This is a genomic window from Pseudoalteromonas sp. Ps84H-4 (assembly GCF_024124645.1).
Taxonomy (GTDB): Bacteria; Pseudomonadota; Gammaproteobacteria; order Enterobacterales; family Alteromonadaceae; genus Pseudoalteromonas; species Pseudoalteromonas lipolytica_C.
The window spans coordinates 18,942-31,801 of record NZ_JAMXSK010000020.1; the positions used below are offsets into that span (position 1 = coordinate 18,942).

Consider the following 12,860-nt stretch of genomic DNA (forward strand, 5'->3'; position numbering starts at 1 on the left):
TTTACTCCATTGAAAAATAGAAATAAATATCTTTATCATCTACTCGCTTGAAATGAACTTTTTCTCCAGTAGTCTTAATTCGTTCGTTAATTGCTTCATATATAACTCCTTCCAATTGGAGATTAAGCTTCAAAGATTTCTCTTTTGATACTTCAATAATTTTAGCTATCTCCTTATCCGCATTTAAGTTTCGATTAATGCTTGTCGCTCTCTTAGATATCGATATTATTGCTTCGTCTATCCATTCACTGGATGGGTCGACTTCAGCATAATGAAACGCCATTTCTAAATCCTCATGACCCAGAAACCAAGCTAACTCTTCAATTCCAGTTTCATCAGTGAGGTTAAAATATAAAACAGCAAACAGCCTTCTAAACTGATGATCATTGACGTACCAACGTTTACCATTAATAAGCGGAACGTCAGTCCAATCACTAAAAAAGTCTAAAATTGACTGCATTGTATCTTCGTAGAAATGGTTAGGTGTATCCTCGTAAGACAAGCGATCAAAATGACGAGTTATGATTTTTTTTATTCCGTGAAAGCTGGTAAATAAGTAACTTTCATGGTCTTCATTAAATACTTTGAACCTATTTTCTAGGTATTGAGAAAACTCAGCGTATTGAAGCCCTAGGCGATAGATTGGCTTTGGTATTGGTCGATGTATTGTTTGGAGCATATTAGTAGTATTCGCTTTCTGTTGTTTGAAACTAATATCAAATAGCCCGTCTAGCGGGGAATGGTTGAAACAATCTCGCTTCAACAGTAAAAGTGAATACTCTCTTGTTGCAGAAAATGAAGCGAGCAAAATGTACATTGAAGCAGCATATAAATAAATAACCTGTGTTAGGCTAAGTGTGGCAGGGATTTTTGGCTCTTTTTCTAGACCTAGGGTTTTGATATTTAGAGAGGTCAGTGGCTCAGGAATTTCCACTTCATGGAATAGTTTCTCCCTCCTATTGCAATCTGTTAGTAAAGTCGACTTTTTTAAATGTGCTGTGTTGATTTTGTAGTGCTCATCAACAGATCTTAAATACTTAAGAATACTTTCGCCATAGTCGTATTGAAATTTCAGTGCGTTGGATATCAGGTGAAATGCAACCTCAAGTGGAACAATCGAAGTTTTTATGTTGCGCTGAAATTCCTTAAATATGTTTGCTAAGCTTTCTTCACTACTAAACAGCTCATATGGAGAAAATTGTAAAGGAAACATTAGGTGGTTAGAGTTATGAAAAATGTGATTAATATCTGAAATGTAGTTCTGAATTGTTTTCTTATTTGGTGCATGAAAACTACAGATATCTCTATTTAAATTTGCATCTTCAAATCTTTTTCTTTCAGTCTTTGATGATTTATATAATTTTGAGTTTTTAGAACTTGTTATACGACTTTTAAGAATGGAGAATGTTTTAGATCTTATCGAATATTTATTTTTTATATTAAGCCAATCTTGCTTTTTTGGTTTTCCTTCACGGGATATTAACTCACTTAAAACTGAGTTAATAAGTTCAGGTTCGATCGCGAATGATTTTAAGAAGTCAAAGATATCGTCTTCTGTTATTTGGTTGAAAGCCAGTATTGGTGGTAAACCATATTCCGAACGGTGCTCGTTTACAGAGATGATTAGGTAAATAATATTGTTACTTATACTTCTCAAACGATATGGCTTTTGAGTAGATCCATTTTCAAAAATGTTAATCAAACATTGTTTTAAGTCTAATAGCAGGTTGTTGAACAAACTATCAGTCAGGAAGCCTCCTGGACAAATTTCTTTTTCAAAACTTATTTTTTTTAACTTGTCTCTAGGTGTGTTGCTGTCTACGTTATTCGGGTAGCCCGATTTAGCAACTAACCAAAAGTTGCTAGTGATATCGTTAGCAATCCATTCCTTCTTAGTCGTAATTGTTTCAATTGTTACTTCTGAAAATTTTGGATTTAAAGTGTTATCCATTATCAATCACCTCATCTTCCAAAATTTTTTCAGCTTCAAGTATCATGCTCTTAAAGATTGTTGAACCTGAAGATGCTTTGTTGATGGCATCTAGGCAAACTTTATATTTTTCATCAGCCTTGTCAGCTGATGTTTTGATTACTTTTATTGCATATGCGAAGTTTTGAGGTGAGCAGATAAAGAAAACTTCAGTGACATTATCATCTGAAATATCGTCTATTTTGGGGTTGAGTAATTCAAAAAGGGGGCCGCCAAAGTCATCATTTTTGTAAATTGTTTTTATACAATTATTGTACTGATTTTCTGTCATACCCAGCATTTCAAGTTTTTTTGATTCGTGGGCTGTGGCAAGTAATAAATATAAATGTTGAAAGACAGATAACTTTCTTCTGTACATAACCTCTTGTAAATATAGAGGTATATAGGTGCTTAGAGTTGTTTTAACTTTATTTCCTAAGTATGTAGCCGTTTTTATTACGTCGCCGTTACTGCTGATGTAAATTTCTATGGCTCTAGATGAGCGCAGTTTCATCAAGGTAGGTTTTAATTTTGCGAAACCTGACGGTAAATGGGTGTTACAAAAGTCACGGAAATCTTGGTCAAACGCATTTGATGTCCGGACTACTTTTTGACCTTTTCTCAGCCAAAGTAAATTGCTATTTAGAGCTTGCCTTTTTCCCTCTGTCAAAATTATGGCAAATTGAATACAAAAAGAAGCGTTAACATCTTGGCTTTGGAGCATTTTATTTTGAAGTGTAGCAACTGACTTTGTCGTTCTCTTTTGAAGGTAACGTTGTCTCCATTTAATAATATTGATTCTTACGGTGCCATCATCGTCTATTTTTACAAACTCTTTTTTATTTCGTCTGCCAGATTCAATGCTGACTTGTAAACTATAAAGAGAGGTTGGGTTAATTCCCATCTCATCAACGATGACTATATGCATGGCTACTATAACTTCTGGGCTCATGCCATCAGATGGAAAAATGCCACTTTGTGAAAGTTTATTATAAAAATCAGCAACGACTTTTTTAGCAGCAGAGATTAAATAATCCAGCTTTATTATCAAATCACTATAGAAATTATCAATTAACACTTTTGCTGAACTCATTGATTCCTCGATACTTAGAGAGTCAACATTTATGACAGAAAATGTCGGATTAGTGTTTCTCATTAGACTTGAATATGCAGGTCTTTTTATATTTCTAGGTAGTACCGTTTTTTTATCAATTAATCCTATAGTTTTAAAGTAATTGAACAATTCAAGGACCCGGCCTGTTTCATGGTATTTAGTATTAAGCGAGCCCGTGTCAGTGTTGAAATGATCTCTATATTCCTCAATACCCAACCTGATGGCTGTTGGAGTCCAATCAGGATCTATTTTAGTTATGTTCTCAAAAACATCGGCGTAACAGCGAACATAGTTTTTAATGACATTTTTAGAGCTGAGAAATTGTTCTGTAGTTTGTGTGATTTCTATGTTTTTAGAATATTGCTCTAAGCGCTTGAAGTGTTTTCTTAGAATCTCGCCGCCATTTTCTGGACATAGCTCATAAATGTTAAAGTTATCACTAAGTTCATCACTATGAAAATATTCACGTTTCTCGAAAAAGAAGTAAATTTTCTTTAAAATTGAATAAAAGGCAGTATCAATCTTTTCTTGTTTTCTTTGAATATCATTTATGTAGTCAGTCAGAGATGATTGAAATGAGCTTAATCCAAGGGGGGGCAGATGACATTTATTATTGTGGTATTGGATTAAGTCTATTGCCAGTCTAATGTGATAGCGGATGTAGGTTTTACTACTTACTCCACTTGTAATTTTATAAAACAGATCAGAAGCTAATTTTTTTGAATTTAATAATTTGCCTAGCTTTTCTATTTTTGGTTCTAGATATCGAGTGTCAAAATCTGGCTTTTTGATGGTGCCATTATTCTCGTAATGATTGTTTGTGATTTTTTTCAAAACTATGACTCTAAATTTAAAGAATTTAGATACAAATATTACTCACTTTTACTGAAAGTCAATTATTTATGTTTTTTAAGTTGTTGATATGTTTGGTAAAAACTTTGTTTTATTAAAGTGCTGACGAAGTGGATGGTCAACAGTATTTTTCTGTATAGGTTAAATTTACTCTGCTAGCTCTAGTCTCACCGTCATTTAATCTGATAAAATTAGAACAAATAATCAGAAGCTTCTGTTTGAAATTTTTTTCAATTAAGTAGGGTGTGTGACAAGTAATCAATATGTTGAAAATGCAAGTAGATATACGCAATTCGTTTTTCCGAATGTCTATTTGAAAAAAGATCTAACATTACACTCTGATGTTATCCCGCAAATTACCCAAGTTGTGCTTGAGCGCCGTCCTGAAGACGCCAAAGATATTGTTTTCCCTGCTACATGCCCAATTTGTGAGTCACATGTGGAACGCATTGAGGGTGAAGCGGTTGCCCGTTGTACAGGTGGCTTAGTTTGCCAAGCGCAGCGTAAGCAAGCCATTAAGCACTTTGCGTCACGTAAAGCGCTTGATATTGATGGGCTAGGAGACAAGATTGTTGATCAGCTTGTTGATCGTGAGCTTATCAAAACACCTGCTGATTTATTTACCCTTAAACAAGGTCATTTTGAATCACTTGAGCGAATGGGCCCTAAGTCTGCTAAGAACTTAGTTAACGCGCTGCAAGAAGCTAAGCAAACAACATTAGCTAAATTCTTATATTCGTTAGGTATTCGCGAGGTTGGTGAAGCAACAGCGCAAAACCTAGCAAACCATTTTTTAACCCTAGAAAAAATCACCCAAGCAAGTGTTGATGCGTTAACTGAAGTAAGCGACGTAGGTGAAATTGTTGCCAAGCACGTTCGTGGCTTTTTTACTGAAGAGCATAATATGGACGTGGTTAACGCGCTAATTGAGCAAGGTATTAACTGGCCCGCGCTAACAGCCCCAAGTGCCGATGCGCAGCCATTAGCGGGCTTAACTTACGTACTGACCGGCACATTGAGTGAGCTTAACCGTAATGATGCAAAAGCACGTTTACAAGCGTTAGGTGCGAAAGTGTCGGGCAGTGTTTCGGCGAAAACAGATGCACTGATCGCGGGCGAAAAAGCGGGCTCAAAATTAACCAAAGCACAAGATTTAGGCATTGATGTATTAACAGAGGCAGACCTCATTGCGCTTTTAAGTGAGCACAATGGATAGTTTATTGCAGGCATTGTCGTCAGTTGCTTTAACAATCGGCAGTTGGCTACAACCACACCTTTACAATATTTCATTATTGCTGGTGGTGTGTTTTATATCCTTGTATGCAAACGATATTATTAAAGTGACCAAGCGCTTTGTGGCGCGTCGTCACTTTATTATTCGTGTGCTTTGCTTTGTGCTGGTCACAGGGTTTGGTATGGGCTTACTTGTGGTGTTTGTGACGCCTTTTTTAAGTAAATTGCTAATGCTACTCGGTGTTAAATGGCTGGCGCTTACACTTACAGCAGCCTTTTTGGTACTTGGCATCATTGCTGATAAGAAGAACCAAATATGAATCGCTACGGCCCAGAATACTGGGATAAACACGGCACTTACCGGACGCCTGTGGCGTTCCACTTAACCTTACTTGTGCTTTTGCGTAGTTATTTTATTTGGCTGATGGCGGCGCTGAGTCGTCGCCCTGATCTAGATATCATGTCGTTGTTCTTTAAATCTAAAGCTGATTTTTTTATCGCTATTGCCATTGCTGCGATTGCTTTATTACCTGCGGTGATCTTTTGCTTGCGCCGGCCACAAGAAAACGCAGATAGTGCAAAACGTTTTGCGTCGATTTGGCGTTATATGCGCTGGCCATTAATTCTATGTGCAATCACAGATTTAAGTTGGTTAACCTATCAGGCTGCACACAGCCACTATCAGTTTTCGTTGTTCTTAGCTTGCCAAATGGTACTGGTGTTATGGGTACTGTTATATTTATTAAAAAGCAGATACTTGTCTGTCTTTTTCAATGATTGGCCAGATCCAATAGCAAAAAAATAGGGCAGCAATATGTTGGCAATTAATAAGCTTTTAGCAAAAATCTCATTTACTATCGCATTCGTATTAATCGCTATATGGGTATTTACGCCACTTTGGCACAGTGCAGCATTTTCACTGTTTGTGATGTTATGGGGCTTTATAACACTATCAAGCATTTATCGAGTGACGCCGCTATTTGTAGCGCGTAACCCCATTACTGACTTATTAAAACGCGATGTTAATCAGCTAGCACTCATTAGCCTTTCTGGGCTGTTTGATTTTAAACGCAAGGCTGAGTTTGTGTTAATTGGTCAAATTAAGCAGATTGAAGTGGGTGAAGGTATTATCCATATTACTGACGTCAACGGACAAAAAAGCACAGCAGTATTGAGTGTTAGTAGTGACAAAATTAATAGCCATTTATCGCAACTGCTTTCTGAGCGCGAACGTGCGCAAATAGATATCCGTTTACAAGCGAATTAATGCCACTTGCTCTTGGCTGTGCTTGTGATGTACTGTGCAATAGTTGTATTCAACCTTGAGGGAGCACTATGTTAACTTGGCAAGATATTTTAGAGTTTGCCCATAACGGTAACCCAACACCTCCGCGTCGAGTCGAAAAGTCACCATCTGAGTGGCAAGCTGAGCTCGAACAAGATGCATACTATGTTACTCGCTTAAAAGGGACTGAGCGTCCGCACAGCTCTGATTCATGTACGATATTTGAACCTGGTCAATATGCCTGCGTCTGTTGCAACAATTTATTATTTGATGGTGATGAAAAGTTCGACAGTGGCACTGGTTGGCCGTCATTTACTCAGCCTAGCAGTGTTGAAAGCATTGCTTATGTAGCTGACTCTAGCCATGGTATGCAGCGTATTGAAGCGATTTGCAATGTCTGTGACGCGCATTTGGGCCATGTATTTCCTGATGGCCCAGCGCCTAGTGGTCTGCGCTATTGCATGAATGCCATAGCGATGAAAAAACGTGATTAATCTAAATACTGTGCGATGATAAAAATAAGGTGCTCACGGTAAATTGGCTTGCTAATAATGTAGTCAGTCAAAATACTTGATTGCACCTTATCATCCCTTATCGCTGAAGCCGTTACCGCGATTATTGGAATATGTTTAAAACGATCATCACTGCGAATTAACTGGCTTGCCTCTAATCCACCCATTACCGGCATTTTTAAATCCATTATGATAAGGTCAGGTTGGTTTTGCTCAATTTTCATTAGAGCATCTTCACCATTAATAGCTGTATCTATCGTAAAGCTCCAGCGTGATAAGAAGGATTCTAAATATTCCCGGTTGTAAGGAATATCATCAACAATCAAAATGCGCGCTGGATTAAAATGATAGCTTGATATAGCAGGGTAATTACGATGTTCAACTTCGTTTTTAGATTCGGCTAATTCAACATTCGGTATCGACACAATAAATTCACTGCCTCGATCTTTTTCGCTGATCACCGATAACTCTCCACCCATTAACTTGATAAAGCGCAATGAAATAGCTAAGCCAAGTCCTGTACCACCAAACTCAGAGCTACGTTGCCCTTGTACTTGCTCAAAATCATTAAAAATGAGCTCTTGTTGATCACTAGGAATGCCTTTACCTGTGTCTTTAACATGTACTTTAATATCAATATGGCTATTGTCATTATGCGTTTTAAAATCAAAAAACACTTTTACACTACCTTGCGAGGTGAATTTAATAGCATTACCGATTAAGTTTGTTAGTACTTGACGAAGTTTATTACTGTCTAGCAGCACAGGTGTTGTTAGATCAGGATGCGCAGTAACTTGTAACTCAAGATCTTTCTGAGCGCTTAATTGTAAGAACATCATGTTGAGTTCGTGACACATGGTAGGGATCTCAACTCGATCAATATCAAGTTGCATTTTACCGGCATCCACTTTTGATAAATCAAGAATATCGTTCAATACGTTAAGTAATGAGTTACCCGATATTGAAATAGCTTCTAGATAACGACGCTTATTTTTATCAGTTTCACTGTCTTGTAATAATTGGCTAAAGCCCAATACGGCATTAAGTGGTGTTCTTAATTCATGTGACATATTAGCTAAAAAGCGGCTCTTAGCTTGATTCGATTGCTCAGCTTGCTCTTTAGCATCAAGATACTCTTGGGTGCGCTTAGCGACGGTTTCTTCAAGTAAGCTATGTTGCTCATGCATACTATTGATTTGTTGCCTAACTGCAGCACGCATCATTTTAAAACCACTTGCAAGAGTACCAATTTCGTCTTGGCTTTTAATATTTATAGGGCAATTTAAATCACCTGTGGTCACTGCATGCGAAAACTCGACTAGCTGCTCAATGGGCTGCAAAATGATTCTTCGAATAATGATGTAAGCAATGATGAGCGCTGTGAGTAAGTATATCGCAAATAATGAAACAGCATTGCTGATGATAGCTTTTGTCTTTGCAGCTAAGTCAGTATCTGAAAAACTAACAATCACGTAGCCAATATTTTCGTTTTGGTAACTATTAATGGGGACCGAAACTACATACTGTTCATCCAATGGAATGATTGTGTTTAGTGCAGGGTTCAATTGCTTCAGGATTTGCTGGTTAGTTTCTAAAGTATCAACCTTACTGTTATCAGGGTGTGCAGCAATAAAGTTATTTTGATCGATAAAGTAAATAGTTTTGAGATCATCAAATGTATTATTCTTTAGAATATTTTTTAAGGAGATACCTTGAACTTTCATCACCCAACTACCGACACTATTATCTTTCGTTAGCTTTTTTATCTCTGACAGCATAGGGGACACAATAGCATCTGCTTTTTCACTCATGTTTAGAAGTGTTTGTTCTTTTAACTCCATCACATGCAATGAGGTACTCGCCCCTAAAATGAGGGTAATGGTGAATCCGATTATCATCAGAATTTTGTGGGCAATGCTTATCCTCATTGCTAGTTTTCACTCCTTGACTTGAATGTGTGCATTGTTTCATTAATTTTTTTATCAGTTGTTTTAATTGTCTGGTTTATATCTGCACCATAGAATATTTGGCTAAATGCTTGCGAGATAATTTCACCAATGACAGGGAACTCTACCATTCCAGCTTGTAGGCGATCAGCTGTGGCATGATCAAATACCCACAACATTGTAGTATTAAACCCGGGTTTATTTACCAAGGTAAACAACTTTTCGTGCCACACTTTTTTTCTGGGAGGGGAGCCGCCAGTACTAAGTAGCGATGACGTTTGCTCGCTTGTCGCCCATTGAATAAAAAGCCAAGCCGCAGTTTTTTTGTTGGACTTGCTATTTATAGCAAACGCCCATGCCCAAGGAGAGGTTTCTCTTGCTATGGGACCTTTGGGCAAAGGGGCTGCTTCCCATTTATTCCAAATATTAGACTCTTCAGCTGTGTCTATTTCATTGTAAAAATGGGAAGCTAAAAATGCGGATGCCAGCTTACCTTGTTTAAATAAGCGGCGGATTTCATAAAAGTGCAGCAAGCGGCTATTATCAGGATTTCCATACCCTGTCGCTAAATCTCGGTACACTCTTAGACTCTGCGCTGTTTCAGTGCTATTAAACACAGACATATTTTGCTCATCGATAACTTGTGCCCCGTATGCACGCATTACTGGCAAAACTGTCCAGGTGTTTAGCCCCGCACCTGGCAATGTGCGCGCCGCAAATGCATGCATTCCAATAAGATCTGGCGTTGCATCAATAGCGCGTTGTAACTTTATCTTTGTAGCGTAGAGCTCTTCATAAGTATCAGGTACTTTAAGGTTAAACCGTTCAAATAGATCTTTTCTGTAAAAATAGATTGGCGCCGAAAAATCAAAGGGCAATGAATACAAAATATCATTGATCTTACATAGTGCTAAGCTTCGATCGCTAATGTCGTCTAGCTGATACCATGTTTTATCAGTTATCTTGGGATTATCTAAATAGGGCTGAAGAGGCTCTATCCAACCTTGGCTTTGCGCTTCTCCTAAAAAAGTAATTCCCATAGGCAATACATCGTACAAGCCTAAGCCTTCACTCAAATCTTGATGGCGGCGCGCTCGCATTTGTGATTGTTCTAAGGCATGAAAGCCAACCGAGATCCCCGTTAGCTGTTCAAATAATGGTATATAAGGCTTTAACGCTGTGAATGCTGGTTGTTCGTCTGCAAGAATATTTATATGACTTCCGGCTTCACTGCGCCAATCTATGTTTGCTTGTTGCCAGTAATGCAGTGTAGAGGAAGCAAAACTGTTGGCACTGTAAAAAAAAATCGCTGCTGTAATAAAAGGCTTGATAAGTTTTGACAAACGCGGTGCCATCTTTCGGTTACTCCGTTAACTTAATATTTAACTTATCAGCTTGTGCTTTAATTTTTTCAAATCGTATTGCTTGCTCATATTCGAGCTCTTGGCTAGCAAGTAAAGTAAAGCATTTTCTAGCAAGTGATAAATTAAAAGACTGGCCTTGATTATTAGTATCGAACAAACATTGTAATAAATTAAGTGCGATGCTGGCATTTTTGGGCATAACCCTAAATGCTTGCGTAAAGGCTTCAAGAGCTGTATTAAGTTGTCCTTTATTAAACTGTGTTACTGCATGGTTGTTAAGCTCTTTAGGGCCTAACTTGATATCTCGACGTTCTGTTTGTTGCTGTTGAATATATCTTAAATAAACAGGATCACTGACAGATGGGTGACGTTCGCAATGGTCAATAATTTGGTTAAACAGCCTTTGCGCTTTTTGATGAAAACCTAATTCATGGAATGCTTTGGCTTTGTCGAGGGCACCATCAACAGAACGAATTTGTGTATCACTCTCATCAAGTTGATTGATAAGCGCTTTTGCTTTTTGGTGTTCATCTTTTAAGTAATGTAATCGAGCATTTAGTACATCAATTTGAGTTTGATTATTACTATTGGGAAATTGCTTTTTTAAATCATTTAAATATTGATTAGTCTGCCTAGATATACGGTTTATCTGATCGCTTTGATCAGTCGTTAACGCAAAATCGATACCTGCGCGCGCCGCATTAAGGTAGATATCAGGATGATCATGAATAGAAAATTTTGCGTAAGTCGCAATATCTTTTTGTGTTAAATAGTTCTTTTCATAATCATGATTAAGTAAGGATACATGGCTCAAAGCTTTTTGACGGTTAATGTTACGTGGTGCAATATCAACAGCTTGGCTAATTAGTTGTTGAGCTTCATCATACTTATTAAGTTTAATTTCTAGTCGGCTTAGCAGGTCCAGAGCAACTAAACGAGTTTCACTGCGTTGTAACATCGTTTTCAACATTCGCTGTGCAAGTGAATGCTCATTACATGCAATCAAAGCTTCAACTAAGCCTACCTTTGCCCAAGTGAATTTTTGAATATCAAGAACAGATTTAAAAAAGGTTTTAGCTTCTTCATTACGTTTTAGTCGAAGTAGGGCATCGCCTTTTAGTCTAAGTAAAATAGCACTAAAACTGTGGCTTTTGTTTTGTAATAATTCGTCGATCTTTTTTATTGCTTTTGAATCGTTCTCGTCATCAATAAGTTGATATACCTGATGTAAATTATTTTTTCGCATCAGTACTTTTTCGATACGATTTTTTAATTCATTGATAGTGAAAGGTTTAACAAGGAAATCATCAGGTTGTAGCTCTAAGACACTGTGTACAAGAGAGCCACTTGTTTCAGCAGAAATAAAAATAAAGCCTGTGGAGTTTTTAATTAGGCGCTTCATTTTCAGCTCTTCATATAGCTGATAGCCATCTTGTTGCTTACTCAGATTAAAAGAGCAAACAATTAGATCAAACTGCTCTATTTGGCACTGCTCTTTTGCTGAGTTGGCATGCTCTGCAAAACGTAACTGACGAAACCCCAACCCCTCTAATGATTGTTTCATATAGCTTTGAGCAAGTGGTTGCTCTTCGACTATTAAAATTTTGGCTTTCGAAAAAATCTTTGCAGGCATTAGACTTGCGACCGAGTGACATTAACAGTGACTATAATAAACAGTCTAGCTGCTGACAAGGCAAATTACAGCTTTTGCTGCTATTAAAAGTTTGGCTAAGGTCTTTGTCGAAAATGCGAGAAGTATGAAAGATCAACTTTTAGGTATTTAGGCTTGTTGAACAGTGGGGGAAATTAAACCATTTGCCTATGTTTTATAGAAAGTGGCGATGCTTTTGAAAACTAGAGATAAAATAAAGAGGTTTTATATGTGGTGGGTCGTACTGGACTTGAATCATCGAGCCTGTGTTTTATAAAGAGTGGCGATGTTTTTGAAAATTAGAAATAAAATAAAGAAGATTTAAAGAAAGTATTTATGAAGTGTTTATATGTGGTGGGTCGTACTGGACTTGAACCAGTGACCCTCGCCTTGTAAGGGCGATGCTCTCCCAACTGAGCTAACGACCCACATATAAATTTTTCAGATTAAATGGTTGTTTTTACTGAACTTAACCACCGAGCCTTTTCGTTGTAAAGAGTTGCGATGCTCTTTGCTTCAAAAAGTAAATGGTGGGTCGTACTGAACTTAACCACCGAGCCTTTTCGTTGTAAAGAGTTGCGATGCTCTTTGCTTCAAAAAGTAAATGGTGGGTCGTACTGGACTTGAACCAGTGACCCTCGCCTTGTAAGGGCGATGCTCTCCCAACTGAGCTAACGACCCATATAATCTTTTTCTTCGCTACCATTTTTAGCTTTTTGCTTCAAAAAGTAAATGGTGGGTCGTACTGGACTTGAACCAGTGACCCTCGCCTTGTAAGGGCGATGCTCTCCCAACTGAGCTAACGACCCGCGAAGATAAATCTAAATGAAATACCATTAATTTAATAATGGTGGGTCGTACTGGACTTGAACCAGTGACCCTCGCCTTGTAAGGGCGATGCTCTCCCAACTGAGCTAACGACCCATTTAGATTT

General features: G+C 37.7%; 8 protein-coding genes, 4 tRNA genes and 3 pseudogenes. 5 read left to right on the forward strand and 10 right to left on the reverse strand.

The window, feature by feature from the left end:
* Position 1: 1 nt before the first annotated feature.
* Both NH454_RS16495 and NH454_RS16500 read right to left on the reverse strand, forming a co-directional pair.
* Positions 2 to 1,951, reverse strand: a complete 1,950-nt coding sequence (locus tag NH454_RS16495; RefSeq protein WP_253039686.1) for a hypothetical protein — start codon at positions 1,949 to 1,951, stop codon at positions 2 to 4.
* A complete protein-coding gene (locus NH454_RS16500) occupies positions 1,944 to 3,917 on the reverse strand; it encodes a hypothetical protein (protein WP_253039687.1) in 1,974 nt (657 codons plus the stop codon). Before NH454_RS16500 ends, NH454_RS16495 begins: the two co-directional genes overlap by 8 nt.
* A 358-nt stretch (positions 3,918 to 4,275) precedes the next feature.
* On the opposite strand from NH454_RS16500, the pseudogene NH454_RS16505 reads away from it, so the two are divergent.
* The 4 genes and pseudogenes from NH454_RS16505 to NH454_RS16520 all read left to right on the forward strand — a co-directional run.
* Positions 4,276 to 5,151 (forward strand): annotated as a pseudogene (locus NH454_RS16505) (helix-hairpin-helix domain-containing protein); the annotation flags it as partial.
* Positions 5,144 to 5,488, forward strand: coding sequence for a DUF3392 family protein (locus tag NH454_RS16510; RefSeq protein WP_138557824.1), 345 nt, complete (start codon positions 5,144 to 5,146; stop codon positions 5,486 to 5,488). The pseudogene NH454_RS16505 and the gene NH454_RS16510, both read left to right, overlap by 8 nt.
* A complete protein-coding gene (locus tag NH454_RS16515; protein WP_135925429.1) occupies positions 5,485 to 5,973 on the forward strand; it encodes a DUF2919 domain-containing protein in 489 nt (162 codons plus the stop codon). Before NH454_RS16510 ends, NH454_RS16515 begins: the two co-directional genes overlap by 4 nt.
* 9 nt (positions 5,974 to 5,982) lie before the next feature.
* Positions 5,983 to 6,435 (forward strand): hypothetical protein, encoded by a 453-nt coding sequence (locus NH454_RS16520; RefSeq protein ID WP_135925427.1) that lies wholly within the window; start codon positions 5,983 to 5,985, stop codon positions 6,433 to 6,435.
* Between the two features lie 49 nt (positions 6,436 to 6,484).
* On the opposite strand, the pseudogene NH454_RS22455 reads toward NH454_RS16520, so the two are convergent.
* Positions 6,485 to 6,571: pseudogene (locus tag NH454_RS22455) on the reverse strand (hypothetical protein); the annotation flags it as partial.
* Positions 6,572 to 6,584: 13 nt separating this feature from the next.
* On the opposite strand from NH454_RS22455, the pseudogene msrB reads away from it, so the two are divergent.
* Positions 6,585 to 6,947 (forward strand): annotated as a pseudogene (msrB, locus tag NH454_RS16525) (peptide-methionine (R)-S-oxide reductase MsrB); the annotation flags it as partial.
* On the opposite strand, the gene NH454_RS16530 reads toward msrB, so the two are convergent.
* The 7 genes from NH454_RS16530 to NH454_RS16560 form a co-directional block, all read right to left on the reverse strand.
* A complete protein-coding gene (locus NH454_RS16530; protein WP_253039689.1) occupies positions 6,944 to 8,893 on the reverse strand; it encodes an ATP-binding protein in 1,950 nt (649 codons plus the stop codon). The pseudogene msrB and the gene NH454_RS16530 sit on opposite strands and share 4 nt — an antisense overlap.
* Positions 8,894 to 8,895: 2 nt before the next feature.
* Positions 8,896 to 10,266 (reverse strand): extracellular solute-binding protein, encoded by a 1,371-nt coding sequence (locus NH454_RS16535; protein ID WP_135925420.1) that lies wholly within the window; start codon positions 10,264 to 10,266, stop codon positions 8,896 to 8,898.
* A gap of 7 nt (positions 10,267 to 10,273) precedes the next feature.
* Positions 10,274 to 11,908, reverse strand: coding sequence for a tetratricopeptide repeat-containing response regulator (locus tag NH454_RS16540; RefSeq protein WP_138557820.1), 1,635 nt, complete (start codon positions 11,906 to 11,908; stop codon positions 10,274 to 10,276).
* Between the two features lie 370 nt (positions 11,909 to 12,278).
* Positions 12,279 to 12,354 (reverse strand) — tRNA-Val (locus NH454_RS16545).
* A gap of 177 nt (positions 12,355 to 12,531) precedes the next feature.
* Positions 12,532 to 12,607: transfer RNA gene (locus NH454_RS16550), tRNA-Val, on the reverse strand.
* A 52-nt stretch (positions 12,608 to 12,659) separates the two neighbouring features.
* Positions 12,660 to 12,735 (reverse strand) — tRNA-Val (locus NH454_RS16555).
* A 39-nt stretch (positions 12,736 to 12,774) separates the two neighbouring features.
* Positions 12,775 to 12,850: transfer RNA gene (locus NH454_RS16560), tRNA-Val, on the reverse strand.
* Positions 12,851 to 12,860 lie beyond the last annotated feature (10 nt).